Raw genomic sequence first — 23,820 nt, 5'->3', positions numbered from 1 at the left:
CTCCTAGTTCGGGCCAATGATCGGGAATCCCGTCTTGTACAGACCACTTGGACTCGGGACGACGGTAGCTGCGCGCGCCTGGACAATGCTGCCATCTGGCATGATCACCTGCCCCATTCCCTCCGGGATCTGCACCGACCTGGGACCGGCTCCTTCAACATGGAGCCCCTTGAGAAAATCTGCAGCAGCGTCATTGTCCAACCATTGACCTTGCTGATTCCCAGTACTGCGAGCACGATCAGTCAGAGCCTTCGTGTTCTTCGCCCCAGCGCCATGAGTCTTGAATGTGTGACCCCACGTTTTCACGCTGTTAGAAGCCCAGTTCACACACCCATTGCTGTTGTGAACCAAAACCGGCGTCTGACCAGCGAGTACATAGTACGTGTGCAGGTCCTCGACTGTCAGGTTGTACGTGCGGACATGCTCGATGTAGGCACTGTTGGCCGTGACGATGACAGTCTTGCCTGTGGCGGTGAGCAGCGTCATGCCTGGGAGGAGGGAGCCTGCTTCGACCCATTTGTGCTCCGAAGGCGCCCAGAAGGGATGCTCGTGAGTGGCTGTGAGTTTCTCGATCCCGTTTTCTGTGGCGACGGACAGTTCGTTGAAATACTTGTCACTGTCGGTGCTGATGAGTCGCGTCACGCGCCGAGAGCCGACTTCACCTGTTTCGGGGTTCGCCGCCCGCACCTCGTCGCCTACATGGATTTTTTCTATGTCTTTGGTGCTTCCGTCAGCCATGAGGACGTCCGTACCGGCAAGAAAACAGTTGCACGGGCGCGCCCGGAGCGCCTTGCCGAGTGACGTCTCCCCGGCAAGCTGTACGGCGTTGATGTCCTTGAAGGCATCCTCGTAGAGCCCGAACTGGGTTATGCGGGTGAAGTTCAGATCGATGAAGTAGTTCTTCATCTCCTGAGAGCAGTGAATCTCTTTGTGAGCCCAGCAGACGTTCACCGCAGTCGCTATTGCGGTGTTCGCGTCCATGATGCCATCGAGTCGCCTGTATTCCTTTTTCATCGCCGCACGATATGCGTCGAGCCACTGCTCGTTCTGTGCCTTGTTTCCGGAATAGAACTGGACTGCGTCGTAAATCTGCGTCTGAGACTCGCGCGTAGCATCACGAGCATCCGCGAGAAGTCCATTGTCGTTTTCGGAGGTGCAGCTGTAATAACAACCACCCGTGCCCGTCCCGCCGCGGGGAACCCCGGGATGGCCGCTCTGCTGAGGGCCAGCGGGACCACCGTCATGGCGTGGTTCGCTGTGGCCGGTGCCGTCGTCGAGCCAGGCTCCGGTGGGGTCGCTGTGGGTGACGGGGCTGTTGTCGGCGTAGCTGTAGCCGTTGAGGGACTGGGCGTCGGCCGTGTCGAGGACGGGGTCGGCGCTGAGGAACTGGCCGATGGACGGGTCGTATTCGCGGGCGCCTATGTGGGTCAGGCCGGTGTTGGTGTCGCGGGTCTTGCCGAGGAATCCCTTGTCGTCGGGCCAGGGGCCGTACTGGGGCTTTCCGCGGTCCTCGCCGAAGGGGGTGGTGTAGCGCTTGTTGAATGCCTGGGAGGCGTCCGGGGCGATGGTGAGGGTGGAGGTGCCCTGGTGGTCGCCGGTCAGGTAGCTGAGTCTGCCGGTGCCCGACTCGTTCGAGCGGACGGCTGCTGTGATGCCGCCCGCCGTGTAGCGGCGCTGCGCCCAGAGGGTGCCGTCGGCGCGGAGGTGGAGCTCGGTGGCGCTGATGTAGAGGACGCGCTCGCCGTTGTCCGCGGAGCGGATCAGGAGGTTGCCCGCGGCGTCGTAGAGGTAGTTCGTGGAGGTGCCGGCTTCGGTCAGCTTGGCGAGTGTGCCCTCCGGGGACCAGAGAAGGTCCTGCGTACCCGACGTTCCGGGGCGTTTGACGGTGTTGCCCGCGGCGTCGTAGGTGTAGGGGCGCTCAGGGTTCGCGCAGTCGGTTCCGGTCGTGGTGCCGGTCATGGTGTGGGGCTGGCCGGGCTTGGTGTAGCAGTAGCTGGTCCTCGTGTCACCGGTGGTCTTGTGGACTGTTCCGGTGAGGCGCTGGCCGGCGGCGTTGTAGGTGTAGCTGTTCCAGTACGGGGCCGGGCCGGAGAGGGCGGACGCGCTGCGGGTGTCCGTGCACTTCTGTGAGGCCGGTGTCCATGCCTCGGTGAGTCTCTGGTGGGCGTCGTAGGTGAAGCACTGGGTTTCCGCGGTGCTGGTTCCGCCGAGGTTCGTCGGGTCGCTGATCGCGGTGATGTTGCCGGACTCGTCGAAGGTGTAGTTCGTGTCCTGCAGCTCGTACGGGTGCGTCTGATCCGTGACGTGGCTGCGGGTGAGACGGTCGGTGCCGGTCTCGTAGGTGTTCGTCAGGTAGATGCTCTTGTTGCCGCTCCCTCCGGTGCCCAGGGTGAGCTGCTGGGGCTGGGCGGTCTGCGAGTAGGAGACGTCGAGCAGGTATCCCGTCGAGCCGCCGAAACTGACGAGGTCACCGAGGCCGTCGTAGTGGTAGCTGAGGGGTTCGGATTCCAGGCCACCGGCGGCCGGCTCCTTGATGCCCGAGACGTCCCCCTGGAGGTTGTAGTACGTCTCGACGGGGAGCGTGGACGGGGCACCGGCTTTCACGAAGGGGTCGTCGGAGGGGAGCTCCAGCTGGGTGTGCGTGGCCCGCCCGAGGGTGTCGTAGGCCGTGACCCTGCTGGTGTAGGCCGAGCCCGCCTTGCCCCCGACATAGCGGGTGGACGAGGTGGGCTGCCCCTTCAGGAGGGTGTCGTAGGTGTAGCCCGTGAGCTGGGTGGCGTCGGTCTTCGTGTTCGCCCAGGTGCCGGTGGGGCGGCCGAGTTCGTCGTAGGCGGTCACAACGGAGGAGCCCCGGGAGTCGGTGGACCTGACGACCTGGTCGAGGGCGTTGTACTCGCTCGTCGTGGTGCCCTTGTCCGGGTCGACGGCCCTCGTCTGCCGACCGAACAGGTCGTAGACGTAGGACCACGTGCTGTCGTCCGGCCCGGTGACCGAGAGCTGCTTGCCGTCGAGTGCGTAGGTGAACCGGGTGGACGTGTAGGACGTTCCCGGGCTCGTACCGAACTCGCTGTCCGCCGGGGTCACACCCGCGTACTCGCGGGTTTCCGTCGTCTGCCCGCGGACGTCCGTGATGGTGCGCCGGGCGGAGCCGCCCTGCAGGGCGGTGGTGGCGACGGAGTCGCCCGTGTACGCGGTGGACGTGGACCACTTCTTCACGCCGAACACGTACAGGCTGCCGGTGGTGGGCCGGCCGGCGCCGTCGAAGACGGTCTCGGACTGCTTCGGGGCCCCGCCGTACTCGGCACGCGCGTACGTGCCGTTGGGAGTGGCGGTGCTGTCGAAGATGTCCGCGTAGGTCTCGTAGGCCAGGCCCCGGGTGTCGTAGCGCGTGTCCGTGAGCAGGCGGCCGCCCAGCGGGGTCGGCGACTGGGTCTGAAGGGGACGCAGGAGCGCGTCGTAGAGCGTGTACGCGGTGTTGTACGTGTCTCCGTCGTTCTTCAGGGTCGAGGTGGAGACCCAGGAGGGTTTCGACGCGTCGAGGTGGTAGCCGTACTTGGTGTTCGGGGCCTGGCTGCCGCGGATCCGGTTGGGCAGCCAGACGTCGGTGAGACGGCCGAGCGCGTCGTAGTCCAGCTCGGTCTTCTTCAGGTTGATGTCATAGCTGCGCAGCGTGAGCCCGCGGCGCGGGTCGAGGAAGGCGACGGACTTGTACTGCTGGGGGGCCGGTCCGGTGGTGATGGTCTTGCTGAGCGGGCCGGCGTCGGCCGGGGTGTAGGCGGTGGAGGTGGTGTTCCCCGCCGTGTCGGTGACGCTCAGCGGACGGCCGAGTGTGTCGTAGGCCGTTGTGGCGACGGTCTGCCAGGACGCGGGAAGCCGGTCGCCGTCGGGGTCCGCGGTGGATGCGTAGCCGGTGGGGCGGCCGACCCAGGTGGCTTGGCCCCTGGTCGGCTTCTGCGTGGCCGACCAGGTGGTGGCGTTCGGCGTGTCGTAGACGGTGGCGGCGTCCGCGAGCACGTCACCGCGCCGGTCGGCGGCCGCGGGCAGATCGAGTGCCGCGTCCTTCGTGGCGCACTGGCCGACGACGGTGCGCGTGCGGGAGACGAGGCCGGTGATGCCGGCGGCGGGGTTTCGTGCGTACCAGGTACGGGTGCAGGTCTCGTCCCCGTCCTTGCCCACCAGTCCCGAGTCCTCGGCCGTGGCCTGCATGCCGTAGGCGTCGAAGGACGTCTTCGTCTGCCGTTCGCGCCAGCTCTGAGGCGTCGTCAGGTACGTGTAGGAGTGGACTTTCTCGGTCCGGACATAGCGGGCGATCCGGTCGTCGGCGTCCGGTGGGCTCTGGCGAGCTGTCTCCTTGGACCACGGGTCGTTCACCGTGGCCGAGATCGCCGTCGCGCCGTCGTAGGTGACCTCCTGGCGGAGCATGCCCGCGTACTGGTCGCTGTCGGCCTGCGCAGCCGCTCCCAGGGCGGGCGAGGCGAGCGGTGCGACGGTGGCGGACTTGGTGCTGCCGTCCTTGTTCTTGTCACCGTCCATGCCCTGGAGGTACAGGGAGACCGTCTTGGACCGCGTCTCGGTGGTGGCACCGGCCAGGGTGGTGACCTGGCGGTATCCGCGCCAGTCGGACCAGGTCCGCTCGTTCTTCGGAGTGAACGGGTCGTCGCTGTGGTGCCAGGCCGCGCCGCTGTAGCTGTAGGCGTATTCGAGGGCCTCGTTGTTGCCGGCCGGGTCCGAGACGTTCACCGCGAGGACGCGGTACTTGTGGAACCAGTCGATGGCGGCGTTCTCGGCGCCGTTGATGTGCCAGAACTGCGGGTAGCAGGAGCGCGTGTTGGAGTCCGGCGGCGCGCTCAGGACCTGGCCGCGCACGCATTCCGGTGCCGACAGAGTGACCGTGGTGATGGCGCCGGTCTCGGAGGTGACGGTGGAGACGCGCGGGCGGGTCAGCGGGAGGATGTCATCGGTGGCGTCCACGCGGTTGGGCCGCATGTGGTAGGTGAACGAGACCGGGTTCACCCCGATGGGGGTCTCCCCCGCCTTGCCGGTGCGCTTCAGGGACTTCAGGGTGAGCACCTGGTCGGAGCTGTCACCGATGTCGCCGCCGTCGAGGTACTCCTGTGTCAGCGCCCATGAGTCGACGGCGTCGTACGCGTTGCTCGTGGCGTTGTAGGACAAGGTGTCGATGCCGGTCAGGCGCTTGCGCGTGAAGAAGGAGGGACCGGCGGCGTCGCAGTCGTCGTCGCCCTTCGTGCACAGGGCGTCGAAGGGCACGTCGGGCCAGTTGTCGGCGGTGTCCTTGGTGAGGCTGGAGCAGTTGTCGGCGGTGCAGCGCTCGGCGTAGCCGAAGGTGACCTCGGCGTCGGCCTTGTCGGTGAACAGGGCGCCCTTGCGCAGACCGTACTCGATACGGTCGAGGTGCCCGCCGCGGACGTAGGAGGCGTCGGCGGTGGTGGACTTGTTCTTCTTGTAGTAGTTCGTCTCCTTCGTGTACCAGTAGGTGACCGCGTTGCCGCGAGGGTCCTCGACATAGTCGAGGTTCCAGCGCCAGGCCTGGTTCAGGGCACGGTCCGCGAAGGAACTGCCGCCCGAGTAGCCGGGTTCGCCGGAGTCGTCGCCGAAGACCGGCACGGTCCAGGTGGAGTTGGTGCGCTGGGCGGCCGCGCCGTCCAGTTTGTCCTTGCCGAAGACGTACTTGGTGCCGTCTCCGGTGGTGACGGTCCAGTACTCGCCGTCGTCGTCGCCGTTGTCGGCCCCGGTGGACCGGGTCACCGTGGAGGCGTCGTCGTTCTCCAGCCTCCAGTTTCCGCTGGTCTTGTCCTTGACCAGGCCGCTGGATCTGCCGTTGAGGACGAGACGTGCGTTGTCGTACTTCCAGCACTGGTCGAAGATGTCGTCGTGACCGTCGTCGTCGCACGAGTTGTAGGTGCGTTCGATGTACGACTCGGTGAGCCCGAAGCCTTCACCGACCGGGGTGCCCTGGTTGTTGGTGGTGGCGGTGCGGCCGTCGACGCTGCCGGAGTCGTAGGACAGTGCCAGCGGCGGGACGGGGCCCGCGGCGGCCGGTGGCAGGGTGAAGTCGTAGGACCAGGTGAAGGAGCCCGAGCTGCCTCCCGCCTGCCAGGACGAGGACGGTGACAGCGCGGTGGCCGAGTAGTCCCCCGTGCCCTTGGGGGACTGCCCCGATCCCGCGCCGGTGGCGGTCACGGCGAGGACGGTCGTCGCCGGGGCGGTACCCGCCGCACTCCGCGTCGGCTGCGAAGCGTTCCCCGCGGCCGGCGCTGCCAGCCGCACCCGGGCCGTGACTGTCCGGTGTGTGAGGTCGTTGTCCGTCTTCAGTGACTGCCGCGTCCGGCACTCCGGCTTGTCAGGAGTGGTCAGGACGCATGCGGGAAGTTGCACCAGACGCAGTCGCTGGGCCCAGCCGCCGCCGATCGCGGAGGCGAAGCCGCTGTAGTCGACGGTCACGTCCGCCGTGCCCGCGGTGCTCGCGTCGGCGGTCAGGACGACACCGGTGATCCCCGCGTTCCGGGCCGTCCTCTGGTCGAGCAGGGTGACATGAGCCTGGCCGCTCGCTGCCTTCCCGCGGGTGGACGGCGCGGCGATCGTGACGGGCGTCTTGCCGGGGGCGGCGGTAGCGGCCTTGCGAGAACTGAGGCTGAGACGCGCGTCACCGGCGGCGGGCCAGGTCGCCCTGCGCTCCTGCTGCGCGCGTCCGGCCTGGGTCCGGTTGGCCTTCTCGTCCTGGGCGACCTGCTGCCTGGCGTTCACGGCACCCGGGCCGTCGAACACGCTGACCTTGCCGGTGCGCGGCTTCGGTATGTCGGGCCGCCCCAGACCGCCCGGCTCCGCGGCCTGCGCCACCTGGGCCAGGCCGGTGGGGATCAGCAGCGCGAGGGCCAGCGAGTGGGCCACCAGTCCGCTGGTGCGGCACCGGCCGCGACCGGAACGTCTTCTTGAAGTGCCTATGCCAAACGCCATCGGATATCGCCCCACCCCAGGTGCGCTAGGAGAAGTCGGGAAGCCCAGAAGTACCGGCCCGGCACACCGTGTGCCGGCCACGTGTCCGTCTCGGGGAGGGGCCCTCTCCGGAGCGCGCCCCTCCCCCGCCGATCAGTCGCCCACGGTCTCGACGATCTGCTTCCAGTCGGCCATCGCGCCGGCCCACATCCGTACCTCGGCCACCCGGCCGGGCAGGTAGTGCTGCCAGGCGCCGCCGGCGAAGCCCTTGCCGACCGCGAAGTCACCGGATCCGGCCTTCGCCGTGAAGGACTGTTCGTCGTCGCTCTGGTTCGCGCCCAGATAGAGGCTGATCGTGCCCGCCTGCGCGTCGAACACGCCGGTCAGGCGCACCATGCCGTCCACTGCTGCGCTCTCGGTGGAGGCGACCGCCGTGAACGTTCCGTCGGCGTTGAGCCGACCGAAGCGCCAGAAGCCCACGGGGACGGTCTTCTCCTCCAGTGTCTCCTCGTCCACGACGGTCTGCTTGCCCGTCAGCTCGTACCAGAATCCCCACGCCGACCCGTCCGCCGTGCGCTGTCCGAGGACCTGGCCCTTGTAGCCGATGTCCTTGGCCGCGAGTGCGGCGCCGTCCAGGGTGACCAGCGTGGTGGCGGTGAACGATCCGGTGTCGTCCAGGACCGGTCCGGCCGTCGTGGCCGCGTCGTCCACGCCGTCCAGGACGATCGCCTCACCGTCCGACGAAGCTCCTCCGGTCAGGGTCAGGGACCTGCCGTAGCCGGACGTGGTGTCCGGGACGGTGCTGCCGCTGCCCTGATCCGCCGACCAGGCGGCGACCAGTTCCGTGCCCGCGTACTGCGCCGACGTCATGAGCCGTGACTCCTCGGCCACTTCGTCGCCGTTCAGGGCCCGCTGCCACACGGCCACCTCGTCCGTGGAGCCCTGGAGGTAGTCGGTGAAGTTGTCGTACCAAAGCCCCCGGCCGATCTGCAACGGACCGTTGGCCGTCCACGGTGTCCCGGCATCCGCTGTCGCCTGGAGCTTTCCGTTCAGGTAGAGACTGATCTTCTTGGCCGCCGCGTCGTGCACCCCCGTCACGTGCGTCCACACGCCCCGGGCCGTGGTCTGCTGGGCGGCGGCCTTGTGCAGGCTTCCGTCGGCGGCCAGCACGCTCATGCTCCAGGTGTCTCCGCCGCCGGCCGCGTAGGACAGTCCGAACGGGGTGTACTTCTTCGCGAAGGGACTCGCTGTCTCGGGGGCCTGGCCGAGCACCGTCATCGTGTGCGCGGCACCGGCGTCGACACGGACCCAGGCCGAGACGGTGTACGAGGAGCGGGTGTCCAGCACGGGTGCGCTGGTGGCCGCGTAGGCCGTGCTCCCGTTCAGGCTCAGCCCCTTGTCGGTGACGGGCTCTTCCAGCGGACTGCCCGCGGAGTCATGAGTCAGCAGGCCCCGGCGTCCGCGGTCGTCACGGGCGGCGTTTCCCGACAGCACGGCGTCATGGTGCGCGACACCCGGCGCGGCGGCGGAATCCAGGGCCGCTCCGCTCGTCTCGGCGAAGTGCCACTGGCCGACCGTGCCCTCACCGGCGGCCACCAGGAAGTCGACCACCGACTCCGCGCCCCAGCGGCCGACGTTGTCCTTGGCGCGCACGTACAGCCGTTGGGTCCCCGCACGGGCCGGGGTGACGCCGGCCGACACGGTGGAGCCCGTCAGCGCGGCCGACCAGGCCGCGTCGGAGGACAGGCGGTACTGGTAGGCGACGACGTTCGCGTCGCCGGCTGCCGGTTTGAAGGTGAAGGTGCCCTTGACTCCCGGACCACCGTGACTCGCGCAGTCGTTGCTCGTGCACTCGGTGTAAGGAGAGCCAACCGTCACCTGCGGTGCCTTCGGCGCGGTCGGGTCGACCGTGAAGTAACAAGGCGTGGTGTAGCCGGTGTTCTGCCGGTAGCTTCCGCCCTCGTAGTAGGACAGGGTCAACGCCTTGAGCCGGTACTGCGTCCCCTCCTGGAGCGTCGGCAGGGTCCGGGTCTGCTTCACCAGGTTGCCGACGTAGCCGGTGGTCGGGCCGTCCATGTCGTCGTGGGCGAGCACCCAGTTCGAGCCGTGCAGCACGTCCGTACGCCACCGGATGCGCAGGCTGGCGCCCGACTCTCCCCCGGCCGCGGTGCGGGGCCGTCCCTGCACCAGCGGTGTCGGGTCCGACACCACGCTCGGGGAGGCCGGGTTGGTGGAGCAGACATAACCGGAACCGGTGACCACGCCGACCTCGGTCGGCGTGGCGGGCAGCGCCACGTACTTCACGGCCAGCACGGCGTCGTTCTTGAACCGCTTCCACGCGGAGGTGTCCGACTCGTCGTGCGCCCGGACCTCCAGGGTCAGCCTGGAGAACTTGCCCGCCGCGAAGTCGGCCACCGTCGGGGTCAGGTTCTCGTTCGTCTCCGCCGAGTTGTCGTGGAACTCGATCGGTGCCTTCGGTGCGTCCGGGTCACACAGGGATCCCCGCCCCGCGGACACGTTCCGGTCGACCATCAGGTCCAGTTCCTTGGGGCGCGTGGACCAGGTGGTGGCGGACGAGATGTTGTTCGTGCGGACGAGATCGACCCAGCGGGGGTCGCACTGGAAGGCCCACGGTTCGGTCACTCGGAACGTGGCGTCCAGGACCTTCTTGCCCTTGAGGCTGTCGGGCGAGAACTCGAAGTAGAGCTTCTGCACATAGCCGGGCCCGCAGTAGTAGCCGTTCCAGGTGCCGCACTTGCCGGCGCCCTTGCCCTCGTCGTCGTCGCCGTTCCCCCAGGCGTAGGACTCGTAGCCGTCGCTGCGCAGCAGGGTGCGCTCGGACTCTCCCCAGGTCACCGTGGGGTCGAGGAACAGCGGGAAGGCGGAGGGAGCGGTCTTGGTGAGCATGTCGGCGTCGGGCGTCACCGAGAGGGAGCCGGACGAGACGTCCACGCCCATCCGGGCCACCGTGTCGCCCTGGCCGGGTTCGAGACCCGATCCCGAGGACCCCGAGGACCCCGAGGGCATCGCCTCGGCGGAACCCGACGGCCGGCCCTCCGCCGCGGCCACCGCCCGGGACGACACCGGCCCGGCGGGTGCCCCGGTGTCACCGGTCGAGTCCCACATGCGGGCGGGCGGGGCCTTGAACACGGTGCGGCCGTCGGCGTCCTGCGCCATCAGATTGCCGGCCGCCCCCTCCCGTACGTTCAGCCCCTGCGTCCCGAGCGTGAAGGTCAGTTTCCTCAGCTTCTCGCTCGCCGCCGCCTCGGGTGTCTTCACCACGAACACCGGCTGGAAACTCTCGGGCGTGGCGGTCACCCGGAGATCGACACCGGGCAGCACGTCGGCGTACAGAGCGCTCGCCCCGTCCAGCCGCGGCGCAGGCAGCGTGCCCGGCCAGCCCAGTTCCAGGGACTTGCCCTGCTCGCTGATCCGCGCGAGGGGCGCCGTGTCGCCGCCTCCCGAGAAGGCCATCGGCACAACGGCGGCCTTCGGCCCGACGGAACCGTCCGCGTGCTGCTCCAAGGTCGCGTCCGGGGTCCGCCAGCCGCCGCCGGGCGCCGCCGCGCGCACCGGAACCGCGGACTCCTCCAGCGTGAACGTGAATCCGTCGGGGTTGGCGTAGACAGTGGTCCGCTCGGTGCGTTCGCCCGGCACCTCCACCCGCTCGCCGGACTGCTCCGCCCGGGTCAGCGCCTTCTGCCCTTCGGAGACGGGCACCGAGTCCGTCCCCGCCGCGGAGACGGCATGCGCCGCCGGCGCCGGCAGGGCGGCCATCACGGCCACCGTTGTCAGCGCCGCCACCGCGGAAGCCGTCCCACCACGCCGCCTGCGCCCACGGCGCACCACGGCTTCCAGCCCACCCCACCCCACCCCACCCGCACGAAACCCCGCCCCCGCCATCACAAGATCTTCATAGGTAAGCGAGATTTAAAGGCGTGGTTTCACCCTGTGTCAAGGTCCCGCCACGAGAAGCGAACCACCCACCGCACCCCACTCACCCCGAAGTGACCGGGCAGATCAGGTCGCTTCGAGGTGAGCACTCGGCCTCACCCGCCGACGGGCTACGGCCGCAGCCCCCGCACCAGCAGATCCAGCAGCGCGCACACGAAGAGCGCGATGCCGATGAAGCCGTTGACACTGAAGAACGCCCGGTTCAGGCGGGACAGGTCGTGGGGGCGGACGATGGTGTGTTCGTAGAGGAAGGCGCCGGCGACGACGAGCAGGCCGAGCCAGAAGAGGACGCCCGCGCCGGTGGCCAGGGCGAACCAGACGAACAGGGCCGTGGTGACGGTATGGCAGGCGCGGGCGCCCCAGATCGCGGCCGGGATGCCGAAGCGGGCCGGGACCGAGCGGACGCCGATCTGGCGGTCGGTCTCGACGTCCTGGCAGGCGTAGATCAGGTCGAAGCCGCCGATCCAGACGCCGACGGCCAGGCCCAGGATCACCGCCTTCCACGACCACTCGCCGCTGATCGCCAGCCAGCCGCCGATCGGGCCCATCGCCTGGGCCAGGCCCAGGATGGCCTGCGGGAAGTTCGTGAACCGCTTGCCGTAGGGGTAGACGACCATCGGGACCACCGCGATGGGGGCGAGGGCCAGGCAGAGCGGGTTCAGCAGGGCGGCGGCGCCCAGGAAGACCACCAGGGCGATCAGCGCACCGGTCCAGGCGTGCCGTACGGACATCGCGCCGGTGACCAGCTCGCGGTGCGCGGTGCGCGGGTTGCGGGCGTCGATCTCCCGGTCGATGATCCGGTTCACCGCCATGGCGAAGGTGCGCAGCCCCACCATGCAGACGGTCACCAGGAGCAGCCGCGCCCAGTGGATGTTCTCGTCCCACTCGTACATCGCGGTGAGCGCGGCGATGTACGCGAAGGGCAGCGCGAAGACCGAGTGCTCGATCATGACCAGGCGGAGGAATGCTTTCGTGCGTCCCGGCTGGGGCATCGCGGCGGCGGAGGCGCTCACAGGCCGTACTCCTTCCAGCGGCGGTCGACTTTCGCCGCCGTATCCGGGTCGGAGACCACCATCTCCGGCCAGCCGCCGTCGCGGGTGTATCCCTCCTGCGGCAGCTTCTTCGTGGCGTCGATGCCTGCCTTGCCGCCCCAGAACTGCTGGTAGGAGGCGTGGTCGAGGTGGTCGACGGGGCCTTCGACGACGGTGAGGTCACGGGCGTAGTCCGTGTTGCCCAGGGCCCGCCAGGCGACCTCGTGCAGATCGTGCACGTCGCAGTCGGCGTCGACGACCACGATCAGCTTGGTCAGCGACATCATGTGCGCTCCCCAGATGGCGTGCATCACCTTCTGGGCGTGCTTGGGGTACTTCTTGTCGATGGAGACGATCGCGCAGTTGTGGAAGCCGCCCGCCTCGGGCAGGTGGTAGTCCACGATGTCCGGCACGATGATCCTGAGCAGCGGCAGGAAGAAGCGCTCAGTGGCGCGGCCGAGCGGGCCGTCCTCCGTGGGGGGCCTGCCGACCACGATCGACTGGAGCAGCGGGCGCCTGCGCATCGTCACGCAGTCGATGGTGAGCGCCGGGAAGGGCTCCTGCGGGGTGTAGAAGCCGGTGTGGTCGCCGAAGGGGCCCTCCGGCAGCATCTCGCCCGGCTCCAGCCAGCCCTCCAGGACCACTTCGGCCTGGGCCGGGACCTGGAGCGGCACGGTCTTGCAGTCGACCATCTCGATCCGCCGGCCCGCGAGGAACCCGGCGAACAGGTACTCGTCGATGTCGCCGGGCAGCGGCGCGGTGGAGGCGTACGTCACGGCGGGCGGGCAGCCGAAGGCGATGGCGACCGGCAGCCGCTCGCCGCGCCGGGCCGCCACCTGGTAGTGGTTGCGGCTGTCCTTGTGGATCTGCCAGTGCATGCCGATGGTGCGCCGGTCGTGGCGCTGGAGCCGGTACAGGCCCAGGTTGCGGATGCCCGACTCCGGGTCCTTGGTGTGGGTCAGACCGAGGTTGAAGAAGGAGCCGCCGTCCTGGGGCCAGGTGAACAGCGCGGGCAGCGCGTCGAGGTCGACGTCGTCGCCGCGCAGCACGACCTCCTGGACGGGCGCCTCCTTGACCTTGCGCGGCGGTACGTGCGCCATCGCGCCGAGCTTGCCGAACGCCTCGCGCACACCCACGAAGCCGTGCGGCAGCTCGGGCCGCAGCAGCCCGCCGATCCGCTCGCTGATCTCGGCGTAGGACTTCAGGCCGAGCGCCTTCAGCAGCCTGCGGTCGGTGCCGAAGACGTTCATGGCGAGCGGCATCGCCGAGCCCTTCACGTTCTCGAAGAGCAGTGCGGGGCCGCCGGACTTCTGCACCCGGTCGACGATCTCACCGACCTCCAGATACGGGTCGACCTCGGCCTTGATGCGCTTGAGGTCGCCCTCGCGCTCCAGCGCCCTGAGCAGGGAGCGAAGATCGTCGTAAGCCATGGGGTCCAGTATCGCCGAGGCGGTCGCGCGTCCCGCGACCGCCCCGTGCCCGGCGGGCGCGTGGCGCCGTCCCGGTGCTCCGGCCGGCGCCGGGCCTAGCTCTTCGACCAGCGCTGGGCGGCGGAGCCGGAGGAACAGGCGGCGGTGTCCACGGTGCCGTTGGCGAGGACGGCGACGCAGCGGCCGTTGTAGTCGCTCCTGAGGGTGCCGCCGGAGCCGTAGCGCCAGCTGATGTCCGCGTCGCTGCTGCCTGCGCGGTCGCAGGACATGGTCATGAGGCCGCCGGCCGGCAGGCTGGCGCTCAGACAGGCGCCGGTCGCCTTGTTGAAGAGGTGGACGCCGCCGGAGCCGGCGCTGCGGAACTCCCAGTCCGCGCGCGCGGACGTGCAGCTCTCCATGATCGCGCCGTAGCCGTAGGAGACGGACAGGCAGGTGCCGCTGGAGCCGTTGCGCAGGGTGAAGATGCCCGAGGCGGGCGGCTCGCCGGTGCTGCCGCCGGAACCGCCGCTTCCACCGGAGCCCCCGCTCCCGCCCGAGCCCCCGCCCTTTCCGGAGCCGCCGCCCGACGGCTTGGTGCTCCCGCCCCCGCCACCGCCGCTCCCGGAGCCGCCGCCCGCGCTCTCCTTGCCGGTCGTGCCGCCGCCCCCGGCCTTGCCGCCGCCGCCCGGCTGCCCGCCCCGGCCGCCCGCGCCGTCCGTGCCGTCCGCCCCGTCCGCGTCCTTCTCCCCCGGCTGCCCGGCCGCGCTGTCCTTGCCCTTGCCGTCTCCCTTGTCCTTGCCCTTCTTCCCGCCCTTGCCCGGCGACGCGGACCCGGACGGCGTCGCCGTCGCCCGAGCGGAGGCGCCGGACGGGGACGGGCCGCCCGGTCCCGTGACCGGCACCGAGACGGTGGGGGCGGCCTGCGCGCCGTCGCTGGTGGCGGCCGTGTAGGGCAGCAGTTGCAGGGCGAGGGTGGCGCCGGTCGCCGTGACCACGACCGGGACGAGCGCCAGCAGCACGCGCCGTCGGCCCCGGTGGGCGGGCTCGCGGTCCGGCGCGGTGTCCTTGCCGCCGGAACCGGAGTCCGAGCCGGGCCCGGCGACCCCGCCGTCACCCCCGCCCCCGCTGCTGCGGCCACCCCCGGCGCCGCCCTCCCCCGCCGCCGCACCCGGCCCCCCGGCCGTGGTGGCGGACCGCGCGAGCTTCTCCAGCTCCGCCAGTTCCGTGCCCCGGGGCGGGGCCGCGGCGAACGCGGCCCGCTCGGCGAGCCGTTCCCCGGCGCCCTCGGGCCAGGCGGCCCGCTCGGGCAGGTCGCGCCCGCGCGCCCGCTCCAGCAGTTCCGCCGCGCCGGGCCGGGCCTCGGGGTCCTTCTCCAGACAGGCCGCCACCAGGTCCGCGAGGTCCGCGTCGACCTCGCGCAGGCCGCTCAGGCCGGGCGCGTCGTGCACGATCCGGTAGAGCAGGTCGACCCCGGCGCCCTCGCCGAACGGGGAGTGCCCGGTCGCCGCGTACGCGAGCAGGGAACCCAGCGCGAAGACGTCCGTGGCGCCGGTCAGCCGCCGGGCCCCGGACGCCTGTTCGGGTGACATGTAGGAGGGGGTGCCGACGACCACGCCGGTGCGGGTCAGCCGGCTCTGCTCGGCGGCGCGGGCGACGCCGAAGTCGATGAGGGTGACGCCGTCGCCGGTGAGCATGACGTTGGACGGCTTGAGGTCGCGGTGCACCATGTCGGCGTCGTGCACCGCGGCGAGCCCGGCCGCCGCCTCGCGCAGCAGTAACCACAGGGCGTCGGCGCAGAGCGTGCCGTACTCCTCGACGACCTCGCTGAGCGTGAGCCCGGGGATGTACTCGGTGGCCAGCCACGGCGGGCGGGCCTCGCGGTCGCTGGCCAGCAGCGGCGCGGTCACGTCGGCGGGCAGCCGGGCCAGGTTGTCCAGCTCCTGCCCGAACCGGCGCAGGAAGCCGGGATCCTCGGCGAAGACCGAGGGCAGCACCTGCTTCACGGCGGCGTACTCCCCCTGGTGCACGCCCAGGTACACGCGGCCCATGCCGCCGGCGCCGAGCCGCCCGACGAGCGGGATCGCGCCGATCCGCCGCGGGTCCCCCTCCGACAGCGGCTCGGCCCCGCCGCCGCTCAGCTCCACCACGTCTCTCCCCGTCCGGCCGTCGGCAACAAGCGCTGTCAGTGTGCCGTCGCGACCCCCGGAATTGGAAGAGTTCTCTAGAAAGTTACACTGGAAACCATGAGCCCCAAGCAGCAGCGCGGGGAGGCCACCGCCGACCTGCTCCTGGAGGCGGCGCTGCGCGTGTACGCGGTGACCGGCGACAACGGCCTGACCGTCACCGCGGTCACCGCCGCCAGCGGGGTGAGCATGGGCAGCCTGTACCACCACTTCGGCAGCATCGAGGGGCTGTCGACCGCGCTGCACACCCGCTGGAACTCCCGCCTGCTGGACGCCCTGCTGACGGCGCTGGTCCCCACCCGCACGCTGCACACCGGCGTCCGGGCGCTGGTGCGGGCGTATCTCGCCTTCATCCAGGAGCACCGGGACGCGGCGCTGTTCCTGCACTCCTCCGGGACGTCGCGGGACGCGATGCGCCACGGGCGGCAGGTGCACGAGACGCAGGAGGCGCGGCTGGCGGAGCTGGCGGGCTGGCTGGGACCGCGCGTCGCCGCCGGGGAGATCGCGCCGCTGCCCGCGCCGCTGATCGAGGCGCTGGTGATGGGTCCGGTGGTGGCCACGGCGCGGCGCTGGCTGTCCGGGGCCGGCGAGGTCGACCTGGAGGAGGCGGTCCGGCTGCTGCCCGACCGCATCTGCCGCTCGCTGGCGCCCTGAACGGCCCCCGGTTCCCGGGTCCCGGGGGGAGGCGCGCCGTTGCCGTAGCGCACCGGCTGCCCGCACAGTGGGTCCATGGACGAGGCCCAGGCACGCGCATGGCTCGGCACGGCGCTCGCTGAGGCGCGCGCCGGGCTCGCGGAGGGCGGCATCCCGGTCGGCGCGGCGCTCTACGCGGCCGACGGCACCCTGCTGGGGCGGGGCCGCAACCGGCGGGTGCAGGACGGCGACCCGTCGCTGCACGCGGAGACGGCCGCGTTCCGCGCCGCGGGACGGCAGCGGTCCTACCGGGGCACGACGATGGTGACCACGCTCTCGCCCTGCTGGTACTGCTCCGGGCTGGTCCGCCAGTTCGGGATCGGCCGGGTCGTCGTCGGGGAAGCGGTCACCTTCCACGGCGGGCACGGGTGGCTGGCGGAGCACGGCACGGAGATCGTGGTCCTCGACGACCCGCAGTGCGTGGAACTGATGCGCGGCTTCGTGCGCGAGCGCCCGGAGCTGTGGCGGGAGGACATCGGGGAGTGATCCCCGCCCCCGAGGGCTACTCTCCCGCCAGCTTTTCGATGAGACGTCCGAAACGGGTCCGCCAGGCCCGCTCCGAGGCGCCCTCGCCGCCGAACTCATGGGTGCAGCGGAGCACACAGCCCTCCGCGCCGTCCCGTTCCAGGTGGAAGCGGATCCGGCCGCCGTCCGCCAGGGTGTACTCGGCGACCCGGTCGACGTCCCAGGCGGTGACCTGGCCGCTGCCCAGGCCGCGCAGGCTGACCGCGCCGCCGAGCCGGGGTTCCAGCTCGTCGGCGGGGGTGAACCAGCCCGCGAGCCCGTCCGGGGTGGACAGCGCGGGCCAGACGGCCTCCATGGGCCGCGGGAAGCGGACCAGGAAGCCCAGGATGTGCGTACTGCCGTGCGTCTGGCTGGTGCCCTGTTCGATGGAACCGCCGAAGGAACCGGTCATACCGGCCGGGTTCCCCGCGGCGGCCGGTCAGACGCCCGCGTACGAGTGCTTGCCGCCGACGAAGATGTTCACGCCGTAGTAGTTGAACAGGTAGCAGGCGAACGCGATCAGCGCGATGTACGCCGCCTTGCGGCCCTTCCAGCCGGCCGTGGAGCGGGCGTGCAGGTAGCCGGCGTAGGCGACCCAGGTGATGAAGGCCCAGGTCTCCTTGGGGTCCCAGCCCCAGTAGCGGCCCCAGGCCGACTCGGCCCAGATGGAGCCCGCGATGATCGTGAACGTCCACAGCGGGAAGACGGCCGCGTTGATCCGGTACGCGAACTTGTCCAGCGAGGCGGCGGCGGGCAGCCGCTCCAGCACCGACTTCGCGAAGGAGCCCGGCTCGCCGCCCGAGGCCAGCTTGTTCTCGTAGGAGTCCTTGAAGAGGTAGGCGAGCGTGCCGACCGCGCCGACGTACAGGGCCGCGCCGCAGAAGATCGCGGTGGAGACGTGGATGTACAGCCAGTACGAGTGCAGGGCCGGGACGAGCTGGTCGCTGGCCGTGTACAGGACGGTGACCGCGAGGCCCAGGTCCAGCAGGACCGTGGTGGTCAGGAACAGGCCGATCCAGCGCACGTTCTTCTTCAGGGCGAGCAGCGCGAGGTACACGCCGACCGCGACCGTGGAGAAGGTGATGTTGAACTCGTACATGTTGCCCCACGGCGCCCGCTCCACGGAGGCCGCGCGGGCGACGACGCCCGCCAGCTCCACCAGGAAGGCGAGCACGGTGAGCGAGACGGCGATCCGGCCGTACAGGTCGCCCTGCACGTCACCGCCGTGCGCGCCGGGCCCGTCGGGCACGTCGCGGGCGCCGGCGGCGGACCGCACGACGACCTGGGGGCGCTCCAGTACGGCGGTGCCCCCGGCGGACTTCACCGCCACGGCCGGGCCCGCGGCCCCGGCCGCCTTCTGCTCGGTGGCGGTGAGCGCGGCGGCCGTGCGGGCCACCTTGCTGCGGCTGCCGAAGAGCCATTCCGCGATGTAGGCGAGGAAGGCCAGGGTGTAGACGGCCATCGAGGAGTAGATCAGCGCGTTGCTGGTGTGCGCCAGGTTTTCGTTGGTCGCCGTGGCGAGCTCGGTTGCGGCGGCGAGAGTCACTTCTTCTCAGCCCCTTCGGCGGGTACGGGGGTGGCGGCGCTCTGCTCCGGGTCGGAGCCGGCGTCGGGCTGTTCGGGCTGTGTGGGTGCCTTGTCGTGGACCAGGGCGGCCAGGGCGCCGATCTCCTCGGGGAGCTTCGCCGACTCGCTGCGGCCCAGACCGGCCACCTCGACGACCGTCACCCCGTCGGCGCCCGCCACCGCCCGCACCCAGACCCGGCGGCGCTGGATGAACAGCGATCCGGCCAGGCCGAAGATCGCGGCGACGGCTCCGGTCAGCGCCCAGCCGGTGCCCGGCTGCTGGACGATCTGGAAGCCGGCCCACTCCTTGATGTCCTTGTCGAACGTGATGGAGCCGGCGCCGCCGGGCAGCGTCAGGGTCTCGCCGGGCAGCAGGCGGCTCTTGAGGATGTTGCCCTTGGCGTCCTTGAACGGCTTCAGGTTCGGGTTCTTGGTGTCGAGCTGGTAGATGTTCTGCGGGGTGCCCGCGTCCACGCCCAGGTCGCCGTGGTAGGCGCCCAGCGACAGGACGGGGAACCGGAGCGCGGGGAACTGGGAGAACATCGTGCCCTTGCCGGCCCCGGCGAAGGTCGGCACGAAGAACGCGGCGAAGCCGAGCTGCTCGCTCTTGCCCTGCGCGTTCTTGTAGCCGTCCATCACCTTGATCGCGCCCTGCGAGGTGACGTTGGGGTCCAGCGGCAGCAGCGGCACGGCCTGGCGGTAGACCACCCGGCCCTTGCCGTCGCGCACGGTGACGGTGGGGGCGTAGCCGTGGCTGACCAGGTAGACCTTGGCGTCGTCGATCTCCAGCGGCTCGTTGACCTTGACGGTCCGGTGCCGCTCCTCGCCGTCGGCGCCGACGCTGTAGTCGATGTCCGCCTGGTAGGTGCGCGGGGTGCCCTTGTTGGGGCCGCTCGGCTCGTAGGTGCCGGTGAACTTCTTCAGGGTGAAGCTGAACGGGACGAGGTCGTCGTCGTCGAAGAGGTTCCCGGACTTGAAGTCGTCGTACTGGGTGAGGGTGTTGGCGAAGCCGTCGCCCTCGACGATCAGCTTGTTGCCCTCGGTCTTGAACAACTGGCCCCAGGCGAAGGCGATCAGCATCACGATCAGCGCGATGTGGAAGAGCAGGTTGCCCGCCTCGCGCAGATAGCCCTTCTCGGCGGCGACCGCGTCACCGGAGAGGTGGGCGCGGAAGCGGCGCTGCCGCAGCGTCCTCAGCGCGGCCTCGCGGACCTCCTCGGGCGCGGCGGCGGTGCGCCAGGTGGCGTACGCGGGCAGCCGGGTCAGCCGCTTGGGCGCGCCCGGCGGGCGGCTGCGCAGCTGGCCGGTGAACTGCCAGGTGCGCGGCACGATGCAGCCGATGAGGGAGACGAACAGCAGGATGTAGATCGCGGAGAACCACACCGAGCTGTAGACGTGGAACAGGCCGAGCCGGTCGTAGACGGGCGCGAGCGTGGTGTGGGCCTGGCGGAACGCCTCGACCTTCGTCGCGTCGCTGCCGGTCTGCGGGATCAGCGAGCCGGGGATGGCGCCCAGGGAGAGCAGGAACAGCAGCAGCAGCGCGACCCGCATGGAGGTCAGCTGCCGCCAGAACCAGCGGACCCAGCCGATGAACTCGCGGCCGGCCCAGGCGAGCCAGCCGGCCGCGCCGGGGGCGCGGCGGCCGCCGAAGGAGCCGGGCACGGCCGTCTCGGCGGGCGCGGTGGACAGCTGGGAGCCGGCCGCGCCGAGGTCGTCCTCACCGGGGGGCGGCGCGGCCGGCTTCTCGTCGGCGCGCGTACCGGGTGTCGTCTTGCTCATGGATCAGATCCCCACAGTGAAGCCGCTGGACCAGGTCTGCATCTCCTGCACCAGCCGGTCCCAGGCGCCGGTGAGCAGCAGCACACCGGTCACGATCATCATCGTCCCGCCGAGGCGCAGCACCCACACATAGTGGCGCTTGACCCAGCCGAACGCGCCGAGGGCCTTGCGGAAGGCGATGGCGGTGAGCACGAACGGTATGCCGAGCCCGGCGCAGTAGGCGACGGTCAGCAGGGCACCGCGCCCGGCGCTGGCCTGGTTGGAGGAGAGCGCCACCACGGAGGCCAGCGTCGGGCCGATGCACGGCGTCCAGCCGACGCCGAACAGGGCGCCGAGCAGGGGTGCGCCGACCAGGCCGGTGGCCGGCCGCCGGTGGAAGCGGAACTCACGCTGGGTCAGCCAGGGCATCAGGCCCATGAAGAAGACGCCCATGAGGATCATGAGCACACCCAGCACCTTGGACAGGGTCCCCTTGTACTCCTGGAGGGTCTGCCCGAAGAAGCCGAACATCGCGCCGCCGCTGACGAACACGACGGTGAAGCCGAGCACGAACAGCGAGGCGCCCACGGCCATCCGGCCGCGCCGGGCCTCGGCCAGGTCGGTGCCGGTGACCCCGGTCACGTACGAGAGGTAGCCGGGGACGAGGGGCAGGACGCACGGCGAGAAGAAGGAGACGAGTCCGCCGAGGACGGCGACGGGCAGCGCGAGCAGCAGGGCCCCGCTGAAGACCGTCTGGTTGGGATCGGTGGCTGCGGCCAGTAGCACGGCGGCTCACTTCTCCGCGAGGACCGGGTCGAGCATCTTGCGCAGCTTCTCCTCGCTGAGCGCCTGGAGGGCGCGCGCCGCGATGTTCCCGTCCCGGTCGATGACCAGGGTGCTCGGGATGGCCTGCGGATTGAGGGTGCCCTTCTTGAAGCGGAGCATCAGCTTGCCGGTGGGGTCGTACAGGCTCGGGTACGGCACCGCGTAGCTCTTCTCGAACTGCTGGGCCGGCTGGGTGCTGGTGTCGCGGGTGTTGATGCCGACGAACCGCACGCCCTCGGCGGCGGTGTCCCCGGCGACCTTGACCAGGTTGGGCGCCTCGGCGCGGCACGGCGAGCACCAGGAGCCCCAGACGTTGAGGACGACGACCTTGCCCTTGTAGGCGGCGAGGTCGAGCTCCTTGCCGTCGATGGTCTTGCCGGACAGCTCGGGGGCGGGCTTGCGGTCGCCCTTCTTCACCGTGGCGATGCCGTCGGAGCCGGTGATGAAGTTGGTGTTGCCCGAGCCGCCGGAGGTGCCCCCGGAGCCGCAGGCGGTCAGGACGAGTGCCGCGGCCGCGGTCCCGGCGGCGAGCAGGACGGCGCGGCCGCGGGCACGGGGCGTGCGCGTGCGGTGCGGTGCGGACGTGCGGTTCGCCCGGCGGGAGCACTGGGGGGCGCGGCTGGCGGCACTCATGTGAAAAGTTTCGCATGCCTGTTCCGGGGATCTTGCCCGCCCCCCTCCCGGGCGGAAAACCGCATATCAGGCGCCGTCGGCGGTGCCCTTCCCGGTCCCGGTGCCCGTGCCTGCGGGAGTCTTCAGGAACTCCTTCCAGCCGCCCGTCGGCTGCTGCCCGACCTCCAGGGTGCGCAGCTTGGCGAGCACCTCCGGCTTCTGCACGTCCATCCAGTCGACGAACTGCCGGAAGGAGACCAGGCGCACATCGGCGCCCTTGTCGCGCTCGGCGGCGATGTGTTTGAAGGCCTCCTCGACGGAGTCCATGTAGATGCCGCCGTTCCACTGCTCGAAGTGGTTGCCGATGAAGAACGGCGCGCGGTTGGTCTGGTACGCCCGCTCGAAGCCCTGGATGTATGCCTGCGCGGACTGCTTGCGCCAGCCGGGGTAGTTGACCGGCGGGGCCTTGGTGGAGTTCAGGGACTGGTTGGCCAGCATGTTGTAGTCCATCGAGAGGACCTCGAACTTCCGGCCGGGGAACGGGACCTGCTGGAGCGGGAGGTCCCAGATGCCGAGCTTCTTGACCGGCCACACCTGGCGGCCGCCCGGCGAGGAGGCGTCGTAGCGCCAGCCGAGGTCCTTGGCGGTGGGCAGCAGGTGGTCCTGGCCGAGCAGGCAGGGGGTGCGGCCGCCGACCAGTTCCTTGTCGTAGTCGAAGGGCAGGGAGGGCAGGTCGGTCCAGCCGGTGTTGGTCCGCCACTGCTTCACGAACGCCTTGGCCTGGTCGATCTCGCTGCGCCACTGCTTGGGCGTCCAGTCGCCCACGGTGCCGTGGCCGGAGCAGAAGTGGCCGTTGAAGTGGGTGCCTATCTCGTGGCCCTCCAGCCAGGCACGGCGCACGTTGGTGAGGGTGGCCTTGATGTGCTCGTCGGTGAGGTAGCCGATGTCGGAGGCGCCGCGCGCGTTGTTCGGCGGGTCGTACATGCGCTTCTTGGACTCCGGGAGCAGATAGAGCCCGGAGAGGAAGAAGGTCATGCCCGCCTGGTGCTGCTTGGCGAGGTCGAGGAAGCGGGGGAAGAGGCCGTTGCCGACCTCGCCGGCGCCGTCCCAGGAGAAGACGACGAACTGCGGCGGGGTCTGGCCCGGCTCCAGCGGGACCGGCTTGGCGGGCTGGTGCGGCTGCTTGCCGGTGAACGACGTGGAGCCGTCGCCGATCGGGCGGGCGGGCGGCGGCGTGTCCTTGCCCTGCGAACCCGCACCGGATCCGGAACCGCCGGCGTCGTCCGAGCTGTCCGAAGACGTGAGGCCGCCGCAGCCCGCGAGTCCTACGGCAGCCGCGGTGCCCGCGCCGAGGCCGAGTATTCCCCTCCGGGAGAAGGTGCGCATGAGTCCCTCGATCCGTCACGTCCGCTGAATGGTGGTCACTCGTTCAGAGGGCGTGACGGCCGCGAGGGTTGCGTGACGCGGTATGAATTTCACAACAAACGTAGCGAAATTGTCCGCATGTGACCGATGACTTACGGCCTACTTACGCTCTGTGTACTACGGGAGACCGCAGTTGATCGCGATCAGAGCGGAGTGCTGCGCAATGGGCGATATGCCCCGCTAGGTGCATTACGCCCCGAAGGCCTTCCCCTGGCCCTTCACCGGCCGGGCGCCCGCCAGCAGATGCGCCGGCACCAGGTCACGGGCCGGCTCGCTGTAGCCGACGGAGACGATCCGGTCGCCCTGGTACGTGAACGTCGTCAGCGAGGCCAGCGTGCACTGCCGCTTGCGCGGGTCGTGCCACAGCCGCCGCCGCTCCACGTAGGACCGCACGATCCAGATCGGCAACTGGTGGCTGACGACGACGGCTTCGTGCCCGCGCGCCCGGTCCTTCGCCGCGTTCAGCGCGCCCATCATGCGCACCACCTGGTCGATGTACGGCTCGCCCCAGGACGGCCGGAACGGGTTGACCACGTGCTTCCAGTTCGCCGGGCGGCGCAGCGCGCCGTCGCCGACGCCGAACGTCTTGCCCTGGAAGACGTTCTCCGCCTCGATCAGCCGCTCGTCGGTGGCGAGGTCGAGCCCGTGCGCCTTGGCGATCGGCGTGGCCGTCTCCTGCGCCCGCTCCAGCGGCGAGGCGACGACGTACGTCACATCGCGCGGGGCCAGGTGCTCGGCGACCCGCTCGGCCATCTGCCGCCCCAGCTCGGACAGGTGGTAGCCCGGCAGCCGCCCGTAGAGCACACCGGTCGGGTTCTCCACCTCGCCGTGGCGCATGAGGTGGACGACGGTGACGTCGCTGCCCCCACCGCTCCCGGCGCTCTTGACGTCCTCGATGATCTCGGT

Annotated in this window: 14 protein-coding genes; 2 read left to right on the top strand and 12 right to left on the bottom strand. The window is 70.4% G+C overall.

The genetic code is table 11. The features are described 5' to 3' along the window. Positions 1 to 3: 3 nt before the first annotated feature. The 5 genes from A8713_RS18025 to A8713_RS18005 form a co-directional block, all read right to left on the bottom strand. Positions 4 to 6,975, bottom strand: coding sequence for a polymorphic toxin-type HINT domain-containing protein (locus A8713_RS18025; protein ID WP_443069728.1), 6,972 nt, complete (start codon positions 6,973 to 6,975; stop codon positions 4 to 6). Positions 6,976 to 7,107: 132 nt separating this feature from the next. Further along, positions 7,108 to 10,731: a LamG domain-containing protein gene (locus A8713_RS18020; RefSeq protein WP_064534502.1), complete on the bottom strand. Its 3,624-nt coding sequence runs from the start codon at positions 10,729 to 10,731 to the stop codon at positions 7,108 to 7,110. Between the two features lie 287 nt (positions 10,732 to 11,018). Further along, the gene (gene mqnP / locus A8713_RS18015) at positions 11,019 to 11,921 is read right to left on the bottom strand and encodes a menaquinone biosynthesis prenyltransferase MqnP (protein ID WP_064534501.1); all 903 of its coding nucleotides are present in this window, start codon (positions 11,919 to 11,921) and stop codon (positions 11,019 to 11,021) included. Beyond that, entirely contained in the window at positions 11,918 to 13,369 is a 1,452-nt protein-coding gene (locus A8713_RS18010) for a menaquinone biosynthesis decarboxylase (RefSeq protein ID WP_064534500.1), read from the bottom strand. Before A8713_RS18010 ends, mqnP begins: the two co-directional genes overlap by 4 nt. 95 nt (positions 13,370 to 13,464) lie before the next feature. Then, positions 13,465 to 15,495 carry a serine/threonine-protein kinase gene (locus A8713_RS18005; protein ID WP_064534499.1) on the bottom strand — a complete coding sequence of 677 codons (2,031 nt, stop codon included), beginning with the start codon at positions 15,493 to 15,495 and terminating at the stop codon, positions 13,465 to 13,467. 96 nt (positions 15,496 to 15,591) lie between these two features. On the opposite strand from A8713_RS18005, the gene A8713_RS18000 reads away from it, so the two are divergent. After that, a complete protein-coding gene (locus tag A8713_RS18000; protein WP_064534498.1) occupies positions 15,592 to 16,185 on the top strand; it encodes a TetR/AcrR family transcriptional regulator in 594 nt (197 codons plus the stop codon). Positions 16,186 to 16,260: 75 nt separating this feature from the next. Further along, positions 16,261 to 16,710 (top strand): nucleoside deaminase, encoded by a 450-nt coding sequence (locus A8713_RS17995; RefSeq protein ID WP_064534497.1) that lies wholly within the window; start codon positions 16,261 to 16,263, stop codon positions 16,708 to 16,710. Between the two features lie 16 nt (positions 16,711 to 16,726). Here A8713_RS17995 and A8713_RS17990 read toward each other — a convergent pair whose 3' ends face one another. The 7 genes from A8713_RS17990 to A8713_RS17960 form a co-directional block, all read right to left on the bottom strand. Further along, the gene (locus A8713_RS17990) at positions 16,727 to 17,140 is read right to left on the bottom strand and encodes an SRPBCC domain-containing protein (RefSeq protein WP_064534496.1); all 414 of its coding nucleotides are present in this window, start codon (positions 17,138 to 17,140) and stop codon (positions 16,727 to 16,729) included. A gap of 27 nt (positions 17,141 to 17,167) precedes the next feature. After that, a complete protein-coding gene (ccsB, locus tag A8713_RS17985) occupies positions 17,168 to 18,274 on the bottom strand; it encodes a c-type cytochrome biogenesis protein CcsB (RefSeq protein ID WP_064534495.1) in 1,107 nt (368 codons plus the stop codon). Next, positions 18,271 to 20,073: a cytochrome c biogenesis protein ResB gene (resB, locus tag A8713_RS17980; RefSeq protein WP_064534494.1), complete on the bottom strand. Its 1,803-nt coding sequence runs from the start codon at positions 20,071 to 20,073 to the stop codon at positions 18,271 to 18,273. Before resB ends, ccsB begins: the two co-directional genes overlap by 4 nt. 3 nt (positions 20,074 to 20,076) lie before the next feature. Further along, positions 20,077 to 20,838: a cytochrome c biogenesis CcdA family protein gene (locus A8713_RS17975; RefSeq protein ID WP_018568232.1), complete on the bottom strand. Its 762-nt coding sequence runs from the start codon at positions 20,836 to 20,838 to the stop codon at positions 20,077 to 20,079. 6 nt (positions 20,839 to 20,844) lie between these two features. Continuing rightward, the gene (locus tag A8713_RS17970) at positions 20,845 to 21,510 is read right to left on the bottom strand and encodes a TlpA family protein disulfide reductase (protein WP_064534493.1); all 666 of its coding nucleotides are present in this window, start codon (positions 21,508 to 21,510) and stop codon (positions 20,845 to 20,847) included. Positions 21,511 to 21,576: 66 nt separating this feature from the next. Then, positions 21,577 to 22,875, bottom strand: a complete 1,299-nt coding sequence (locus tag A8713_RS17965) for a hypothetical protein (RefSeq protein ID WP_064534492.1) — start codon at positions 22,873 to 22,875, stop codon at positions 21,577 to 21,579. 228 nt (positions 22,876 to 23,103) lie between these two features. Next, positions 23,104 to 23,751 carry a histidine phosphatase family protein gene (locus tag A8713_RS17960; RefSeq protein ID WP_051115876.1) on the bottom strand — a complete coding sequence of 216 codons (648 nt, stop codon included), beginning with the start codon at positions 23,749 to 23,751 and terminating at the stop codon, positions 23,104 to 23,106. Positions 23,752 to 23,820 lie beyond the last annotated feature (69 nt).

Origin of the sequence: Streptomyces sp. SAT1 (assembly GCF_001654495.1) — a bacterium.
Classification (GTDB): Bacteria; Actinomycetota; Actinomycetes; order Streptomycetales; family Streptomycetaceae; genus Streptomyces; species Streptomyces andamanensis.
The sequence above is the reverse complement of the archived record's forward strand: the minus strand, read 5'-3'. Positions and strand labels throughout refer to the sequence as shown.